Genomic DNA, 17268 nt, shown 5'->3' with positions numbered 1-17268 from the left:
GCACCATGGCGAGCTTCTTCATCGACAGGCCGATCTTCGCCTGGGTCGTCGCGCTGTTCATCTGTCTGATCGGCGCGATCTCGGTCCCGCTGTTGCCGATCGCGCAATATCCGATCATCGCGCCGCCCTCGATCTCGATCTCGACGAGTTACCCGGGCGCGTCGCCGGAAAACCTCTACAACAGCGTCACCCGCCTGATCGAGGAGGAGCTCAACGGCGCCTCCGGCATCCTCAATTTCGAATCGACCAGCGATTCGCTCGGCCAGGTCGAGATCATCGCCAATTTCCAGCCGGGCACTGACACCAGCGCGGCGTCCGTCGAGGTGCAGAACCGCATCAAGCGCGTCGAGGCACGCCTGCCGCGCGCGGTGATCCAGCAAGGCATCCTGATCGAGGAAGCCTCCAGTGCCGTCCTCCAGATCATCACGCTGAATTCGACCGACGGCAGCCTCGACGAGGTCGGCCTGGGCGACTTCATGATCCGCAACGTGCTCGGCGAAATCCGCCGCATCCCCGGCGTCGGCCGCGCAACGCTCTATTCGACCGAGCGCAGTCTTCGCGTCTGGGTCGATCCGGCCAAACTCGTCGGCTATGGGCTGACCGCTGACGACGTCAACAAGGCGATTGCCGCACAGAACGCGCAGGTCGCCTCGGGCAGCATCGGCGCGGAGCCGTCGACGAGCAGCCAGCGCACCTCCGCGCTGGTGCTGGTGAAGGGCCAGCTGTCGTCGCCCGACGAGTTCGGCGCCATCATCCTGCGTGCCAATGCCGACGGCTCGACCGTACGGCTGCGCGACGTCGCGCGGGTCGAGGTCGGCGGTCTCAGCTACCAGTTCAACACGCGCCTGAACGGCAAGCCGACGGCCGGTCTTTCCGTGCTGATGTCGCCGACCGGCAACGCGCTGGCGACTGCGAGCGCGGTCGAGGAGAAGATGAAGGAGCTGTCGCGCTTCTTCCCGGCCAACATCTCCTACGAGATCCCCTACAACATCACGCCCGTGGTCGAAGCCTCGATCAAGAAGGTGCTGACGACGCTGGTCGAAGCCGTGGTGCTGGTGTTCGTCGTGATGTTCCTGTTTCTCCAGAACATCCGCTATACCATCATCCCGACCATCGTGGTGCCGGTGGCGCTGCTGGGCGCCTGTACCACGCTGCTGCTTGCCGGCTACTCCATCAACATGCTCTCGATGTTCGGCATGGTGCTCGCGGTCGGCATTCTCGTCGACGACGCCATCGTCGTGGTCGAGAACGTCGAGCGCATCATGACAGAGGAGGGCTTGCCGCCGAAGGAAGCGACACGGAAAGCGATGTCGCAGATCTCGGGCGCCATCATCGGCATCACGCTGGTGCTGATGGCGGTGTTCGTGCCGATGGCGTTCTTCCCGGGCTCGGTCGGCATCATCTACCGCCAGTTCTCGGTGACCATGGTCGCGGCGATCGGCTTCTCCGCGTTTCTGGCGCTGTCGCTGACGCCGGCACTGTGCGCGACGATTCTGAAGCCGGTTGCGGCCGGTCACGGCCACGCGAAGAAGGGCGTATTCGGCTGGTTCAACCGCATGCTCGAAGGCGGCAAGGAGGGTTACTCCCGCACCGTCGGCTTCTCGCTGAAGCGCACCGGTCGCCTGATGATGGTCTATGTCGCGCTGCTCGTCGGCCTGTCCTGGGCCTTCGTCAGCCTGCCCGGCGGCTTCCTGCCCGTCGACGACCAGGGTTTTGTCACCACCGACGTCCAGACGCCGTCCGACTCGTCCTACGGCCGCACCGAGGCCGTGATCGAAAAGGTCGAAAAATATCTGGCGCAGCGGCCGGGTGTCGACAACGTCACCTTCCTCACCGGCTTCAGCTTCTCCGGCCAGGGCATGAATACCGCGCAGGCCTTCATCACGCTGAAGGACTGGTCGGAGCGTGGGCCGAGGGAGTCCGCTGCTGCGATCGTCAACGACATCAACCGCGATCTGTCGTCGATCCGCGACGCAAAGATCTCGGCGCTGCAGCCGCCGCCGATCGACAATCTCGGTAACTCGTCCGGCTTCTCGTTCCGGCTTCAGGACCGCGGCCAGAAGGGCTATCCGGCCCTGATGCGCGCGGCCGATCAGCTGATCGCGGAAGCGAATGCGAGTTCGGTGCTTCAGAAAGTCTATGTCGAGGGCCTGCCCGAGGCCGGCGTGGTCAATCTCGTGATCGACCGCGAGAAGGCCGGCGCCTTCGGCGTCACCTTCGAGGACATCAACAACACCATCTCGACCAATCTCGGCTCGAACTACATCAACGACTTCCCGAACCGCGGCCGCATGCAGCGCGTCGTGGTGCAGGCCGACAGCCGCGACCGCATGAAGACCGAGGACATCCTCAATTACAACGTCAAGAACTCCGGCGGCCAGCTGGTGCCGTTCTCCTCCTTCGCGACGGTCGAATGGTCGCGCGGTCCGACGCAGATCGCCGGGTTCAATTACTATCCCGCCGTGCGCATCTCGGGCGAAGCCAAGCCCGGCTTCACCTCCGGCGACGCGATCGCCGAGATGGAGCGGCTCGCCGGAAAGCTGCCGCGCGGCTTCGGCTACGAATGGACCGGACAGTCGCTTCAGGAAAAGCTGTCAGGATCGCAGGCGCCGTTCCTGCTCGCGCTGTCCGTGTTCGTGGTGTTCCTGTGTCTCGCCGCGCTCTACGAGAGCTGGACCATTCCGCTCGCAGTGCTCTTGACCGTGCCGCTCGGCATCGTCGGCGCCGTGGTTGCGGCCATGCTGCGCGGCCTGCCCAACGACGTCTATTTCACCGTCGGCCTCATCACCATCATCGGCCTCGCCGCCAAGGACGCGATCCTGATCATCGAATTCGCCAAGGATCTGCGTAAAGAGGGCAAGCCGCTGGTGGAGGCCACCATCGAGGCCTGTCGTCTCCGTTTTCGCCCGATCCTGATGACCGGCCTTGCCTTCATCTGCGGCGTGCTGCCGATGGCGATTGCCCACGGCGCCGGCGGCGCCAGCCAGCAATCGCTTGGCACCATCGTGATGGGTGGCATGATCGCGGTGGTGATTTTGGCCTTGTTGATGGTGCCGGTGTTCTTTGTCTCCGTGCAGCGCGTGCTGGCTGGGGACCGGGAGCAGAAGGCCGCGAGCGAGGGCGGAGGGTATGGTCCGCCAGCGCCGGCAAGGGCCGGCCACTAAGGGCCGAATCGATCCCGCTTGCTTCGGGCGTGGGTGCTAGGTCGCGTGAGGTCCAACGAGCGTTCGGCTTGCTCTCGCAGGAGCGTCGATCCAGACTGCATCCCTGGATTGAAAAATGTGTGTTCGCGCTACGCCGCGAATGCACCCGACCTGCCGATTGAGAGCATGTGATGCGTCCGACCGACATTGCGATCTCGAACTATCGCTCCATCCGGCGGCTCTCCATACCGATCCATCCCCTGTCCGTCTTTGTGGGCGAGAATGGTGTGGGCAAATCCAATCTCTACAAGTCCTTGTCGCTGTTGCGCGACGCGGCAACCGGGCGCATCACGCGCACGATCGCCGACGAAGGCGGATTGAATTCCGTCTCCTGGTCCGGCGTTCGCAAACGCGGCGAAGATGGGCGGCTGCGGTTGTCGGCCAAATTCGACAGGATCAAATATTCCATCGAGATCGGATTTCCCGGCCCGCTCGAGGCGGCGTTTTCCGGCGAGCCGATGATCAAGGCCGAAAGCATCGAGGCGACGCAGGGCAAGCGAACGGTCCAATTGATGGAGCGGAAGAATTCGCTCGTCAGCGTTCGCGGCGAGAGCGGCGCATGGAGCAGCCACAAGGATGCGGTGCTGCCGTCCGAGCCGGCGCTTGCGGGTTTTTTCGATGGCAAGGAATGCCCCGAGATCGATCTGATCAGAAATGCAATGCTGGGTTGGCGATTCTATCACGACTTTCGCACCGATCCGGCGTCACCGATACGAAAGCCCTGTCTGGCGATCACGACGCCCTCGCTCAGTGCCGATGGAAGCGATTTGGCTGCAGCGCTGGCGACGCTCTACACCATTCGGGAAGACGCGACCGATCTGCAGGATGCAATCGAGGATGCATTCCCGGGCGCCGAGCTCCGCGCATGGGAACAAAACGGCTTGTGTGATTTTGACCTGCAACTGACGGATATGCCGCGGCCGTTCAGGGCGCACGAATTATCCGACGGGACGCTGAAATACATTTGCCTGCTCGCGGTGTTCATGGGCTATCGGCTTCCGCCGTTCATTGCACTGAACGAACCCGAGACCAGCCTGCATCCGTCGCTGCTGGCGCCATTGGCCCGGCTGATCGTCAAAGCATCACGCCGCGCCGACATCTGGATCGTCACCCATTCGGAGCAGCTGATGGAAGCATTGCGAAGCGAGAGCTCGGTCCCGCTTCGCCGGGTGATCAAGTCGAAAGGCGCCACGACCATTGAGGGCTTGACCATTGGCGGTGAATATCGCGACGAGGAATCCGACGAAGACGACTCTTAGTCGTTGGTCGAGCCGTCGTACTACGGCCCCTATTTCCGCAAAATCTTCACCAGCTCGCCGTGCACGAATTCGTTGCCGCATACGACGTCGCCGGTGACCAGGGCGTCGCCCGGCGTGCTGATGTCACTCACGGTACCGCCGGCCTCGCGCACCATCAGCATGCCGGCGGCGATGTCCCAGGATTGCAGGTTGCGTTCCCAGTAGCCGTCGAGGCGACCGGCGGCGACGAAGGCCAGGTCGAGGGAGGCGGCGCCGAAGCGGCGCAGGCCTGCGACGCGGTCCTGGATCGCGGTCATCTCGCGGCGGAATTCCTCGTGGTCGCCGCGGCCGATATGAGGCAGGCCGCAGGCCACCACGCATTCGTTGAGCTGGCGGCGGCCGGCCACACGCAAGCGCTGGTCGTTGAGGAAGACGCCCTTGCCGCGCTCGGCGATGTAGAGCTCGTCATTGGCGGGATTGTAGATCACGCCGGCGATGATGGTGCCCTCGCGCACGAGGCCGATCGAGATCGCGAATTGCGGGATGCCGTGCAGGAAGTTGGTGGTGCCGTCGAGCGGGTCGACGATCCAGGTGTGGCTCTTGTCGGAGCCTTCCCGCGCGCCGCCTTCCTCGCCGATGAAGCCGTAGCCTGGCCGGGCCTTGGCGAGGTCCTGATAGAGGATTTCTTCTGCGCGCTTGTCGGCGAGCGAGACGAAGTTGGCCGGCCCCTTCAGCGAGACCTGCAGATGCTCGATCTCGCCGAGATCGCGCTTGAGGCTGCGGCCGGCGCGGCGCGCGGCTTTGACCATGACGTTGATAGTGGCGGAATACAGCATGAGCTCTGGTCTTGATGGGGAGGAGGCGCGAAAGGGCGCTATTTGAGGAGATTGGGTGCCCCGCGAGGGGCCAAACGTCAAGTCATTCGGTCCATTTGGCGCAAGGTCATTTGTTCCCGAGCCATTTCTTGGCGTCGGCCTCCGCTTTGGCGCGATCGTCAGCGGGTAGATCGGACAGCTGCTTGTCGAGCTCCGGATCGCCCTTGCCGGCGGTTTTGGCCACCAGATGCCATTTGAACCCCTCGATCTTGTCCACGGATGTACCCATGCCGTTGATCAGGACCCAGGCGAGGCGGTTCTGCGCGATCGCGCTGCCCTGGCGGGACGCCTTGCGCAGCAATGCCACGGCCGCGGGCTGGTTCTTCGGCGTGCCGGTGCCGTTGAACATCGCGATGGCATATTCGACCTCGGCATCGACATTGTCGGCCAGCGACGCCGCCTGCAGCAGCCGCACCGACCTTTCGGCGTCCTTCGGCACGCCGGTGCCTTCCTTGTAGAAGGTCGCGAGTGCGTATTGCGCCTCTGGCAGGCCGGCATCTGCCGCCTGGCGCAACAACTCGGCGGCGCGCTTGACGTCCTGCGGCAGGGTCTGGCCATCAAGATAAAGCAGAGCGAGGTTATAAGCCGCCCTGGGCTCGCCGAGCTTGGCGGCGGAGGCCATCAGCTTGACCGCTTCGCCCTTGTCGACGGGGCCGCCGCGGCCGGCGATGCGCAGCATGGCGAGCGCGAACATCGCCTCGCGGTCGCCGGCGTCGGAGGCGCGCTTGTACCATTCGATCGCCTTGGCGTAGTCGCGCCGGATGCCCATGGCGTTGGAATAGAGCTCGCCCAGCATGGTCATGGCCTTGGCGTCGCCGGTCTTGGCGCGCGCGCTGGCGAGGTCGAAGGCGGTCTTGTACTGGCCGCGCTGATAGGCGCCGAACACCAGATCGACGTTGGAATTGTCGGTGGCCGGCGCCGGGATCACGGTGGCCGGCAGCGTCGGGCTCGGCGAGGCCGACGGCTTTGCTGCGGGTGCGGCCTCCTTCTTCTTGGTGATCGTGTGCGGCGCGACCTTCGGCTTGTCCTTTGCCGGCTCTCTGGGCTTCTGCTTTTCCGGCGCAGGGCTCGGGATCGTCGCCGGCGGCGTGATCTGGAGCTGCGCGGCCGCCGGCGCCGCCAGCAGCAGCGTGGCGAGAGCGATGATGCGCGGGAGCGTCATGGCGGCGCGCTAGCCCTGGCCCATGGCAACAGCCGCGAAGGCCTTCTTGATCGCGGCGTCGGCCTCGATCAGCGCGGCCTTCGGCCCGCGCGAATCCGCCCAGACGAGATCGCCGACCAGCACGAAATCGGCGCCGCTGGCGGCGAAGTCGTGAGCCTCCTCGAACGAGATCGCGAAGCCGACGCAAGGCGGCTCGAACAGCTCGGCCCACCAGTCGATCCGTTCGGCAATGGCCTGGGATGACGGTCGCTCACCCTTGGCGTCGGGCTCGCCGAACAGCAAGTAGTCCGCGCCGATCTCGCCCGCATCCATGGAATGGTGCCGCGTCGTCAGCCCACCGACGCCGGCGATGCGATCGGGCTTGAGCGACGGCATCGCCTCTTTCAGCGCGGCGATGCCCGGCAGGTGCGCGCCGTCGGCGCCGCCGCGTGCGACGATCTCGGGATGGCCGTCGACGAGCAGGGCCGCGCCCGCGGTCTGCACGATCGGCGCCAACGCCTTGATCCGCGAGATCATGGTGCGCTGGTCGGTCTCCTTCAGCCGCACCAGCACGGCTGCGACATCGACCGCTGCGAGCAGCGCCGGCAATTCGGCGACGAGCGAGGCGGGATCATCGACAACGGGCGTCGCGAGATAAAGGCGCGGCGCCGGGCGCGGCGGAGGCGATTTGTTCGACAAGATCTAGGCCGCCTTCTTTTCCAGGCTGCTTTGCCATTCGCCTTTGGAGGCGAGGCCATTCATGCGTGCACGGTGACTGAATGCGTTCTGTCCGGCCGCGACATTCTCGGCCTTGCCGGACCAGGCCTTCTGCGGCGCGGCCTGCAGCGCGCGGCCATAGGAGAAGGTCAGGCCCCAGGGCAGCGGGCCGAGCTTGTGCATGGCGTTGAGGTGCGCAGTCGCCTCTTCGTCCGACTGGCCACCGGAGAGGAAGGCGATGCCGGGCACCGCCGCCGGCACGCACGCCTTCAGCAGCCGGATGGTCTTGTCAGCGACCTCCTCGACGGAGGCCTGCTTCGGTGACTTCTTGCCTGAGATCGCCATGTTCGGCTTCAGCACCATGCCTTCGAGCGCGACGCGCTGCACGCGCAATTCCTGGAACGTCTTGTTGAGCACGCGACTCGTGACCTCATAGCAGCGGTCGATGTCGTGATCGCCGTCCATCAGCACCTCCGGCTCGACGATCGGCACGATCTGCGCGGCCTGGCACAGCGCGGCATAGCGCGCCAGCGCATGGGCATTGACGCTGATCGCGGTCATCGAGGGAATACCGCTGCCAATATCGATCACCGCGCGCCATTTGGCGAAGCGCGCGCCGCGCTCGTAATATCTTGTCAGGCGTTCGGCGAGCTTGTCCAGCCCGACGGTGACAAGCTCGCCCGGGCACATCGGCAGGGCTTGCGTGCCCTCGTCGACCTTGATGCCGGGAATGGCGCCGCTTTGCTCGATCAGCTTGACCAGCGGCGTGCCGTCCTTGGCATTCTGCCAGATCGTCTCGTCATAGAGGATCACGCCCGAGATGTACTGGCTCATGGCCTCCTTCGACCGAAACAGCATCTCGCGATAGTCGCGGCGGTTGTCTTCCGTCGATTCCACGCCGATCGCGTCGAACCGCTTCTTGATGGTGCCGGAGGATTCGTCGGCGGCAAGGATGCCCTTGCCGGGGGCGACCATGGCGGTCGCGATTCCGTTGAGCTCAGTCAGATTCATCGAGAGGTCCTCCCAAAACGATTCTGCCCTTGCCTGTGAAAATAGACGGTTCTCGGGCAATTGCCGAGTTAACGTTCGTCGCAGGGGAGGGGGCATCGGTCATTCCGGGGCGGGCCCCTTGGCGCGAGCCCGGAATCCATTGATCCGCGTCGACGGTGGCACCATGGATTCCGGGTTCGCCGCTTGGCGGCGCCCCGGAATGACGGGAGAGGGTGCCTGCGGGGCGGGCCTTTACGCGACCTTGGGATCCAGCTCGCCCTTGGCGTAGCGCTTGGCCATGTCGGCGGGGGTCAGGATCTTCTTGAACTTGGAGGCCTGGCCGGCCGTGTTGAACTCCTGGAGTCGCTGCTTGCACAGCTTGGTCATGGCTTCCATCGCCGGCTTCAGGTATTTGCGCGGATCGAACTCTTCCGGATTGTCCTTGAGGACCTTGCGGATCTGGCCGGTCATGGCCATGCGGTTGTCGGTGTCGATGTTGATCTTGCGTACGCCGTGCTTGATGCCGCGCTGGATTTCGGCGACCGGCACGCCCCAGGTCGGCTTCATCTTGCCGCCATAGGTGTTGATGATGTCCTGCAGGTCCTGCGGCACCGAGGAGGATCCGTGCATCACCAGATGCGTGTTCGGCAGCTTGCGGTGGATCTCCTCGATCACGTTCATGGCGAGGATGTCGCCGTCCGGCTTGCGGGTAAATTTGTACGCACCGTGAGAAGTCCCCATTGCGATCGCGAGCGCGTCGACCTTGGTCTCCTGCACGAACTTCACGGCCTCGTCCGGATTGGTCAGGAGCTGGTCGTGGCTCAGCTTGCCTTCGGCGCCGTGGCCGTCCTCCTTGTCGCCCATGCCGGTCTCGAGCGAGCCGAGCACGCCGAGCTCACCCTCGACCGAGATGCCGCCGAGATGGGCCATGTCGGTCACGGTCTTGGTGACGCCGACATTGTAGGTCCAGTCACCGGGGGTCTTGCCGTCTGCCTTGAGCGAGCCGTCCATCATCACCGAGGTGAAGCCGGCCTGGATCGCGGTCATGCAGGTCGCGGCCTCGTTGCCGTGGTCGAGATGCACGCAGACCGGGATGTGCGGGTAGATCTCGGTCACCGCGTCCATCATGTGCTTGAGCATGACGTCGTTGGCGTAGGAGCGCGCGCCGCGCGAGGCCTGGATGATGACGGGCGCGTCGACCTGGTTGGCCGCGTCCATGATCGCCAGCGCCTGCTCCATGTTGTTGATGTTGAAGGCCGGGACGCCGTAATCGTTCTCCGCCGCATGGTCGAGCAATTGACGCAACGTGATCCGAGCCATCTGTCTTTTTCTCCGTTCGGGCCTCAGGGCCGCTTGTTTCTTGCCGTCTGATTACTTGATGCGCAGGACTTCGACGCCGGGCAGGGGCTTGCCCTCCATCCATTCAAGAAATGCGCCACCGGCGGTCGAGACATAGGTGAACTGACCGGCCACATGGGCCTGGTTGAGGGCCGCAACGGTGTCGCCGCCGCCCGCGATCGAGATCAGCTTCTTGGCCTTGGTGCGCTCGGCGGCATGCTTGGCGGCTGCCATCGTACCGCGGTCGAAAGGCTGCATCTCGAACGCGCCGAGCGGTCCGTTCCAGACCAGCGTGGCGGCATCGTCGATGGCCGCGTGGATGCGCGCGATCGATTGCGGGCCGACGTCGAGGATCATGCCGTCGGCCGGGATCGCATCGAGCCCATAGGCGTGCGACGGCGCGTTGGCGGCGAAGTGATAGGCGACGGTGGCGTCTACCGGCAGGATGATGGCGCAGTTGGCGGCTTCCGCCTTCTCCATGATGCGCAGCGCCGTGGGCGCGAGATCCTTCTCCGCCAGCGACTTGCCGATTCCGACGCCCTGGGCGTGCAGGAAGGTGTTGGCCATGCCGCCGCCGATCACCAGCGCGTCGACCTTGGTGACGAGGTTTTCGAGCAGGTCGATCTTGGTCGAGACCTTTGCGCCGCCGATGATCGCGATGACCGGTTTGGTCGGCGAGCCCAGTGCCTTCTCCAGCGCATCGAGCTCGGCCTGCATGGTGCGGCCGGCATAGGCCGGCAGCTTGTGGCCGAGGCCCTCGGTCGAGGCGTGGGCGCGGTGCGCGGCCGAGAACGCGTCGCTGACCCAGATGTCGCCGAGCTTCGCCAGCTCCGCGACGAAGGCCGGATCGTTCTTTTCCTCTTCCTTGTGGAAGCGGGTGTTTTCCAGACAAAGGATGTCGCCGTCCTTCAGCGCCGCCACAGCTTTCGCTGCGGGCTCGCCGATGCAGTCATCGGCGAAGGCGACGGGCTTCTTCACGACATTCGACAACGCCTCCGCAACGGGCAGAAGCGAGTCCTTGGCATCGCGGCCCTTCGGTCGGCCGAAATGCGCGAGCAGGATGACCTTGCCGCCCTTGTCCGAGATTTCGGTGATGGTCGGCGCGACGCGCTCGAGCCGGGTCGCGTCGCTGACGCGGCCGTTGTCCATGGGCACGTTGAGGTCGACGCGCAGCAGCACGCGCTTGCCCTTCACGTCGACGTCGTCGAGGGTGCGGAATTTGTTGGCCATCGGATATTCTCTCTTGTCCCGGGCGCTGCCTGAGCCGCGAAGCGGTGCGCTGCAGAACCGGGACTTACGCGGGGAGATGGGTCCCGGCTCTGCGGAGCAGCGCAACCGCGCTGCACCGCGTCCGGGACACGAGACCTACGTTCTTAGATCACCTTCGCGAACGCGACGGCGGTGTCCGCCATGCGGTTCGAGAAACCCCACTCGTTGTCGTACCAGGACATCACGCGCACCAGCGTGCCGTTCTGCACCTTGGTCTGGTCCTCGTGGAAGGTCGAGGAGTGCGGGTCGTGGTTGAAGTCGATCGAGACGTTCGGCGCGTTGGTGTAGCCGAGAATGCCCTTGAGCTGCTGCTCGGAGGCGCGCTTCATCGCCGCGTTGATTTCCTTGGCGTCGGTGGCGCGCTTGGCGACGATCTTGAGGTCGATGACCGAGACGTTCGGCGACGGCACGCGGATCGAGACGCCGTCGAGCTTGCCCTTCAGCTCGGGCAGGACGAGGCCGATCGCCTTGGCGGCGCCGGTCGAGGTCGGGATCATCGACATCGCAGCCGCACGGCCGCGATAGAGATCCTTGTGCAGCGTGTCCAGCGTCGGCTGGTCGCCGGTGTAGGCGTGGATCGTGGTCATGAAGCCGGTCTCGATGCCGACGAGGTCGTTCAGCACCTTGGCGACCGGCGCCAGGCAGTTGGTGGTGCAGGAGCCGTTGGAGACGACCAGATGATCCTTGGTCAGCGTGTCGTGGTTGACACCGTAGACGATGGTGGCATCGGCGCCGTCGGCGGGCGCGGAGACCAGCACGCGCTTGGCGCCGGCGGCGAGATGCGCGGAGGCCTTGTCCTTCGAGGTGAAGATGCCGGTGCATTCCATCGCGATGTCGACGCCGAGATCCTTCCACGGCAGCTTCGAGGGATCGCGCTCGGCGGTCACCTTGATCTTGTTAGCCCCGAGGCTGATCGTGTCGCCGTCGACGGTGACGGTGCCGGGGAAGCGGCCATGGACGCTGTCGAAGCGGAGGAGATGAGCGTTGGTCTCGACCGGACCGAGATCGTTGATGCCGACGACCTCGATGTCCTTGCGGCCGGACTCGGCGATAGCCCGCAGGATGTTGCGGCCGATGCGGCCAAAACCGTTAATTCCAACGCGGACTGTCATGTTTCATCTCCTTATGACCGTTCAATGACGGGCTCGATAACGCCTAGTCTTCCCGCACAACGCGCTCTACGCGCCTGCGAAGGTTTTTTAGGGGCGGACGCCCGGTTCGGCCGGGCGGTGCTTGATCATATGAGAGATTACGTAGTCCTTTTTTTTGGCAAGCTCAACTCTCAGGAAACGCGCTTCAGCACAGCGTTAACCGCGGCCTCGGCGGTAATGCCGAAGTGCTTGTAGAGATCCTTCGCCGGCGCGCTCGCGCCGAACGAATGCATGCCGATAAATTCGCCATCCTGGCCGATCACGGCATCCCAGCCCCAGCGCACCGCGGCCTCGATCGCGACCTTCACCGGCGCGTTGCCGATGATGGCGGCACGCTTGGCCTCTGGTTGCGCTAACAACAGCTCGAGCGAGGGCACCGAGACCACCCGCGACGGGATGCCGCGCTCGGCGAGCTGCTTCTGGGCGGCCACTGCGATCTCGACCTCGGAGCCGGAGGCGAACAGCGTCGCCTTGGCTTCGCCCTGGGCGGCGACCAGCTCGTAGGCGCCGGCCGCGCAGGGAATTTCGTTCGGCGCATTGGTGCGGAGCTGCGGCAGGTTCTGCCGCGTCAGCGCCAGCACGGTCGGACCGTCGATGCGATTGAGCGCGAGCTCCCAGCACTCGGCGACCTCGATGGAATCAGCGGGGCGGAACACGCGCATGTTCGGAATGGCGCGGAGTGCGGCGAGATGCTCGACCGGCTGATGGGTCGGGCCGTCTTCGCCGAGGCCGATGGAATCGTGCGTCATCACGTAGACGACGCCGGTGCCCATCAGCGCGGCCAAGCGCATCGCCGGACGTGCGTAATCGGTGAACACCAGGAAGGTCGCGCCGTTCGGCGCAAAACCGCCGTGCAGGAAGATGCCGTTCATCGCGGCACACATGCCGTGCTCGCGAATGCCGTAGTGAATGAAGCGGCCCTTCGGCGTCTTGGCGGAGAAGGCGGTCGCCGACTTCGCCTTGTTGTTGTTGGAGCCGGTGAGGTCAGCGGAGCCCGCGAGGAATTCCATCGGCATCGCGCCGGCAATCACCTCGATCACGGCTTCCGACGATTTGCGGGTGGCCGCATTCATCGGCTTTTCCAGCAGCTCCTTCTTGTAGGCGCGCACGGCCTTGGCGAGCGACGCCGGACGCTCGTGGCGCAGGCGGCGCTCGAACTCGGCGCGCTTGCGGCTGCCGAGCTCACCGAGCCGGCCTTCCCATTCCTGCCGGGCTACAGCGCCGCGTGAGCCGGCCGCGCGCCAGGCCTTCAGCACGTCATCCGGCACCGAGAACGGCTCGAGCGAGATGCCGAGATTTTCCTTGGCGGCCTTGAGCTCGTCGGCGCCGAGCGCTTCGCCATGCGCCTTCGCCGTGCCGGCCTTGTGCGGCGCGCCGAAGCCGATGGTGGTGCGGCAGGCGATCAGCGTCGGCTTGTTGGATTTTTGCGCGCGGGTGATCGCAGCAGCAATCGCGGCCTGGTCATGGCCGTCGATCTTCTCGGCGGCCCAGCCGCACGCCTTGAAGCGCTTCACCTGGTCGACGGAATCGGCGATCGAGGTCGGGCCGTCGATCGAGATGCCGTTGTCGTCGTAGAGCACGATCAGCTTGCCGAGCTTCCAGTGCCCGGCCATCGCGATCGCTTCCTGCGACACGCCCTCCATCAGGTCGCCGTCGGAGGCGAGCACGTAGGTGTGGTGATCGACGATCTTCTTGCCGAACTCGGCGGCGAGCATCTTCTCGGCGAGCGCCATGCCGACCGCGGTCGAGATGCCCTGGCCGAGCGGGCCGGTGGTGGTCTCGATGCCCTTGGTGTGGAAGTTCTCGGGGTGACCCGGCGTCAATCCGCCGAGCTGGCGGAATTGCTTGAGCTGGTCCAGCGTCATGGCGGCATTGCCGGTCAAGTACAGCAGCGAATACAGCAGCATCGAGCCGTGGCCGGCCGAGAGCACGAAGCGATCGCGGTCGGGCCAGTTGGTTGCAGCAGCGTCGAATTTCAGGAATTGCGTGAACAGCACCGTGGCGATGTCGGCGGCGCCCATCGGCAGGCCGGGATGACCCGACTTCGCCTTCTCGACGGCATCCATCGAGAGGCCGCGGATCGCGTTGGCCATACGGTTGGGGTCGACCTGCGTCATGTCTGAAATCCGTCTGAAATGAGGCGCTTGTGGCAGTCATCGTCGCGCCGGAAAGAGCCTTTCGGCGGCTGGAGTCGCGGCTGGGATAGCATCTCGGTTCCGGCAGGCCAAGGCAATCAAACGCCGGTTTGGCCGTAAAAGTTGCTTAGCAGTGCATAGTTTCGCGGCGGCGTTGCGCTTCGCTAGCTTGCCACGTAAATTTCTGCTTCTAACCGCTTGCCGAACCGAGTCTTTTGCCGGACGGCAAGCTCCCAGGTAATGGCCACGGGCAAGGCCCACAGGTTCCGCCGCTGACTGCATGAACGATCGCGTATCCAACAGCGCTGCCATGACGGAGTCCTCTGCCGTCGAGATCGAGATTGCGACCCGCAGGCTCACGGCCGCGCTCGACGCGCTCGAAAGCGCGGTCGAGCGAAGGCGTGATGCCGATCGCGATGAGAACGAGCTCGCGACGCGAATCCAGGCGCTGGGCGCGGACCGCTCGCGGCTTGCCGACGAGCTCGACGGCGCATTGGTGAAGGCGCGCAAGCTCGAGCGCACCAACCGCGAGATCTCCGATCGGCTGGATTCCGCGATCGTCACGATACGTTCGGTGCTCGATACCGGAGAGGATGGATGAGCCACATCAACGTCACCATCAACGCCCGGCAATACCGCATGGCCTGCGAGGAGGGCCAGGAGGTGCGGCTGTTGAAGCTCGCCGAAGGCCTGGAGACGCGGATTCAGTCGCTGCGCGGAAAATTCGGCGAGATCGGCGATGCGCGCCTCACCGTGATGGCAGCGCTGACCGTGTGCGACGAGCTGATCGACGCCGGCAACCGCATCCGCGCCATGGAGCAGGAGCTGACCGAATTGCGGGATTTCCGCAATGCCGCCGTCGAGCGCGCCCGCATGACCCAGACCGCCGTGGTCAACGCGCTGAACGCCGCCGCCGAGCGCATCGAAAAGTCGACCCAGGTCCTGAACCGGACCGTCGGCAACGGGATCGCGATCGGCTGAGAGGCTTTCTTCTCCCTCCCCCGCTTGCGGGGGAGGGTCGGGGAGAGGGTGTCTCCGCAATGGGACAATCCCCAAGAGGAGAAAGCCCTCACCCGCGCCTTCGGCGCGACCTCTCCCGCAAGCGGGAGAGGTGAGTAACCAAGAGCCGGGCTGGCGATTCGTCAGCATCGTTGTTACATTGCCCGAGCGAGGCTGCGACGCGCGTCCGGAGCCATATATCCCCGGGGCCTTATCGATCCTTTAGGGAACTGTCCCTGGCCGGGCCCGTGGGCTCGGTCATATGGTGCCCACCTACTTTCGTAGGGAACTCCGGGATCGAGTGCTTCAACGGCGTCCGCGGCTTCGCACTTTTGTTTGCTTCTGGTCGTGCCTACCGAAATCGCATGCTCTGGCGTTTCTGGACTATCGGATCGCCTCGCATTTGCAGGCGACCTTTGGGGGGAAGCATGGCCAATTCGAAATCCGAACTCCGCGCCAAAGCCCTCGCGGCGCGTGACGCGTTGAGCGAGAAGAAGCGCATCGCGGCCGCTGCAAAACTCGCCAAGCGCGGGCTGCCGTTCGAGTTGCTGCCAGGCAGCATCGTCTCCGGCTACTCGCCGATCCGCAGCGAGATCGATCCGATGCCGCTGCTGAAGAAGCTCGCCGAGGAGGGCGCGAAGCTGGCGCTGCCCTGCGTCACCGCGCGCGGCCAGTCGCTGGTCTTCCGCATCTTCCATCCGAACGACCGCCTGATGCTCGGCCCGCTCGGTATTCCCGAGCCGTCGCCGGCAGCAAGCGAAGTCATCCCCGACATCATGCTGACGCCGCTTGCGGCGTTCGACCGTCTCGGCCACCGCATCGGCTATGGTGCGGGGCACTACGACTTCACCTTCGCGCATCTGCGCAAGGTCAAGAATATCCTCGGCATCGGGCTCGCTTTTGCGGCGCAGGAGATCAAGGCGGTTCCGGCACTATCGCACGACGTGGCGCTGGATTATGTGCTAACGGAATCGGACGTGTTTGATTTCCGGAGTTCTGAAGTTGCGCATTCTCTTCGTGGGTGATGTCGTCGGCCGTAGCGGCCGCAATGCCATCGCCGAATATCTGCCCGGCATGGTCAAGGACTGGTCGCTCGATTTCGTCGTCGTCAATGGCGAGAATTCCGCCGGCGGCTTCGGCATCACGGAAGCGATCTATCAGGAATTTCTCGATGCCGGCGCCGATGCGGTGACGCTCGGCAATCACTCCTGGGACCAGCGCGAGGCGCTCGTCTTCATCGAGCGCGCCGAGCGCCTGGTGCGGCCGGCGAACTACCCGCGCGGCACGCCTGGACGCGGCGCCGCCCTGGTCGAGACCAAGAACGGCAAGCATGCGCTCGTCGTCAACGCTTTGGGGCGCGTCTTCATGACCCCGTTCGACGATCCCTTTGCCGCGCTCGAGCGCGAGCTCGGCGCCTGTCCGCTCGGCGTTGCGGCCGATGCCATCGTCGTCGATTTCCATTGCGAGGCGAGCAGCGAGAAGCAGGGCGTCGGCTTCTTCTGCGACGGCCGCGCCAGCCTCGTTGTCGGCACCCACACCCATGTGCCGACCGCCGATCATCAAATCCTCACCGGCGGCACCGCCTACATGACGGATGCCGGCATGACCGGCGACTACGACTCCATCATCGGCATGCAGAAGGAAGAGCCGCTGCGGCGGTTCACCTCGGGAATTCCGTCGGGCCGGTTCGAGCCGGCGGCGGGTGTGGCGACGCTGAGCGGCGTCGCGGTGGAGACCGATGATGCGACCGGGCTCGCGCTGAAGATTGCACCGGTGCGCGCGGGCGGCCGGCTGGAGCCGGCGACGCCAAAATTCTGGTTGAGCTGAATGCTCGAGCGGCAGGCTCGCTGCACCTTCTCCCCTTGTGGGAGAAGGTGGCGCGAAGCGCCGGATGAGCGACTATCTGTGTTGTCAAGTTGCATTGGCGTAGGCGGCACGCGCATCGCGTGCTTTTGCGTTGAGGCGAACGAGCAGCTTGCGGGCGATCGCGATGCGGACCACCATTTTTTCCTTTCCTCNTGGCGAGCAGCCTGTCACGGAAGGCGCCGAGGGCTTTGTCGTAGCGGGCGACGATGGCGGCGACCAGGAACAGAATCGAGCGCACGCCTGAACGTCCCCCGCGGACCGGCCGCTTGCCTCTTCGCTTGCCGCTATCGTCGGCGATTGGGGCGAGACCCACGAGCTTGGCAATGGCCCTGTTAGAGTAGGTGCC

General features: G+C 64.9%; 14 protein-coding genes, 1 other RNA gene and 1 pseudogene. 7 read left to right on the top strand and 9 right to left on the bottom strand.

The genetic code is table 11. The features are described from left to right. Positions 1 to 5 precede the first annotated feature (5 nt). Together K3F49_RS21935 and K3F49_RS21930 are read left to right on the top strand one after the other, a co-directional pair. Positions 6 to 3164: a multidrug efflux RND transporter permease subunit gene (locus tag K3F49_RS21935; RefSeq protein ID WP_234683035.1), complete on the top strand. Its 3159-nt coding sequence runs from the start codon at positions 6 to 8 to the stop codon at positions 3162 to 3164. 170 nt (positions 3165 to 3334) lie between these two features. Next, positions 3335 to 4462, top strand: a complete 1128-nt coding sequence (locus K3F49_RS21930; RefSeq protein ID WP_234683034.1) for an AAA family ATPase — start codon at positions 3335 to 3337, stop codon at positions 4460 to 4462. Positions 4463 to 4491: 29 nt separating this feature from the next. Here the strand turns inward: K3F49_RS21930 and K3F49_RS21925 are convergent, their stop codons facing one another. The 8 genes from K3F49_RS21925 to tkt all read right to left on the bottom strand — a co-directional run bounded on the left by K3F49_RS21925 (position 4492) and on the right by tkt (position 14048). Beyond that, entirely contained in the window at positions 4492 to 5277 is a 786-nt protein-coding gene (locus tag K3F49_RS21925; protein WP_234683033.1) for an inositol monophosphatase family protein, read from the bottom strand. Between the two features lie 106 nt (positions 5278 to 5383). Further along, positions 5384 to 6478: a tetratricopeptide repeat protein gene (locus K3F49_RS21920; RefSeq protein ID WP_234683032.1), complete on the bottom strand. Its 1095-nt coding sequence runs from the start codon at positions 6476 to 6478 to the stop codon at positions 5384 to 5386. Positions 6479 to 6487: 9 nt separating this feature from the next. Further along, the gene (locus K3F49_RS21915; protein ID WP_234683031.1) at positions 6488 to 7156 is read right to left on the bottom strand and encodes a thiamine phosphate synthase; all 669 of its coding nucleotides are present in this window, start codon (positions 7154 to 7156) and stop codon (positions 6488 to 6490) included. A 3-nt stretch (positions 7157 to 7159) separates the two neighbouring features. Further along, complete coding sequence (locus tag K3F49_RS21910; protein ID WP_234683030.1) at positions 7160 to 8185, bottom strand: class I fructose-bisphosphate aldolase; 1026 nt, start codon at positions 8183 to 8185, stop codon at positions 7160 to 7162. A gap of 231 nt (positions 8186 to 8416) precedes the next feature. Continuing rightward, positions 8417 to 9484: a class II fructose-bisphosphate aldolase gene (gene fba / locus K3F49_RS21905; protein WP_234683029.1), complete on the bottom strand. Its 1068-nt coding sequence runs from the start codon at positions 9482 to 9484 to the stop codon at positions 8417 to 8419. A 51-nt stretch (positions 9485 to 9535) separates the two neighbouring features. Continuing rightward, complete coding sequence (locus K3F49_RS21900) at positions 9536 to 10732, bottom strand: phosphoglycerate kinase (RefSeq protein WP_234683028.1); 1197 nt, start codon at positions 10730 to 10732, stop codon at positions 9536 to 9538. Positions 10733 to 10875: 143 nt separating this feature from the next. Then, the gene (gene gap / locus K3F49_RS21895; protein WP_234683027.1) at positions 10876 to 11883 is read right to left on the bottom strand and encodes a type I glyceraldehyde-3-phosphate dehydrogenase; all 1008 of its coding nucleotides are present in this window, start codon (positions 11881 to 11883) and stop codon (positions 10876 to 10878) included. Between the two features lie 170 nt (positions 11884 to 12053). Then, on the bottom strand, positions 12054 to 14048 hold the full coding sequence (tkt, locus tag K3F49_RS21890; RefSeq protein WP_346657342.1) for a transketolase: 1995 nt from the start codon (positions 14046 to 14048) through the stop codon (positions 12054 to 12056). A 289-nt stretch (positions 14049 to 14337) separates the two neighbouring features. Between tkt and K3F49_RS21885 the strand changes: the two genes are divergently transcribed. The 5 genes from K3F49_RS21885 (at position 14338) to K3F49_RS21865 (ending at position 16883) form a co-directional block, all read left to right on the top strand. Further along, positions 14338 to 14658, top strand: a complete 321-nt coding sequence (locus K3F49_RS21885) for a DUF4164 domain-containing protein (protein ID WP_375143609.1) — start codon at positions 14338 to 14340, stop codon at positions 14656 to 14658. Beyond that, on the top strand, positions 14655 to 15038 hold the full coding sequence (locus K3F49_RS21880) for a cell division protein ZapA (protein ID WP_234683025.1): 384 nt from the start codon (positions 14655 to 14657) through the stop codon (positions 15036 to 15038). Before K3F49_RS21885 ends, K3F49_RS21880 begins: the two co-directional genes overlap by 4 nt. A 186-nt stretch (positions 15039 to 15224) precedes the next feature. Then, positions 15225 to 15385: non-coding RNA, 6S RNA (gene ssrS / locus K3F49_RS21875), on the top strand. A gap of 99 nt (positions 15386 to 15484) precedes the next feature. After that, positions 15485 to 16081, top strand: a complete 597-nt coding sequence (locus K3F49_RS21870) for a 5-formyltetrahydrofolate cyclo-ligase (protein WP_234683024.1) — start codon at positions 15485 to 15487, stop codon at positions 16079 to 16081. Beyond that, positions 16059 to 16883, top strand: coding sequence for a TIGR00282 family metallophosphoesterase (locus tag K3F49_RS21865; protein WP_234683023.1), 825 nt, complete (start codon positions 16059 to 16061; stop codon positions 16881 to 16883). The genes K3F49_RS21870 and K3F49_RS21865 overlap by 23 nt, the downstream gene beginning before the upstream one ends. Positions 16884 to 17163: 280 nt before the next feature. Here the strand turns inward: K3F49_RS21865 and K3F49_RS39660 are convergent. Beyond that, positions 17164 to 17235, bottom strand: a pseudogene (locus tag K3F49_RS39660) (hypothetical protein); the annotation flags it as partial. Between the last annotated feature and the right edge of the window lie 33 nt (positions 17236 to 17268).

It is taken from the genome of Bradyrhizobium monzae, assembly GCF_021458635.1.
Lineage (GTDB): Bacteria > Pseudomonadota > Alphaproteobacteria > Rhizobiales > Xanthobacteraceae > Bradyrhizobium.
Note: the sequence above shows the minus strand (reverse complement) of the source record. Positions and strands in the feature narration are given on the sequence as shown.

Coding starts and splice junctions, on each gene's coding strand:
- K3F49_RS21935 (WP_234683035.1), top strand. CDS start 6: ATGGCGAGCTTCTTCATCGACAGGCCGATCTTCGCCTGGGTCGTCGCG.
- K3F49_RS21910 (WP_234683030.1), bottom strand. CDS start 8,185: ATGAATCTGACTGAGCTCAACGGAATCGCGACCGCCATGGTCGCCCCC.
- K3F49_RS21885 (WP_375143609.1), top strand. CDS start 14,338: ATGAACGATCGCGTATCCAACAGCGCTGCCATGACGGAGTCCTCTGCC.
- fba (WP_234683029.1), bottom strand. CDS start 9,484: ATGGCTCGGATCACGTTGCGTCAATTGCTCGACCATGCGGCGGAGAAC.
- gap (WP_234683027.1), bottom strand. CDS start 11,883: ATGACAGTCCGCGTTGGAATTAACGGTTTTGGCCGCATCGGCCGCAAC.
- K3F49_RS21920 (WP_234683032.1), bottom strand. CDS start 6,478: ATGACGCTCCCGCGCATCATCGCTCTCGCCACGCTGCTGCTGGCGGCG.
- K3F49_RS21925 (WP_234683033.1), bottom strand. CDS start 5,277: ATGCTGTATTCCGCCACTATCAACGTCATGGTCAAAGCCGCGCGCCGC.
- K3F49_RS21930 (WP_234683034.1), top strand. CDS start 3,335: ATGCGTCCGACCGACATTGCGATCTCGAACTATCGCTCCATCCGGCGG.
- K3F49_RS21900 (WP_234683028.1), bottom strand. CDS start 10,732: ATGGCCAACAAATTCCGCACCCTCGACGACGTCGACGTGAAGGGCAAG.
- K3F49_RS21870 (WP_234683024.1), top strand. CDS start 15,485: ATGGCCAATTCGAAATCCGAACTCCGCGCCAAAGCCCTCGCGGCGCGT.
- K3F49_RS21880 (WP_234683025.1), top strand. CDS start 14,655: ATGAGCCACATCAACGTCACCATCAACGCCCGGCAATACCGCATGGCC.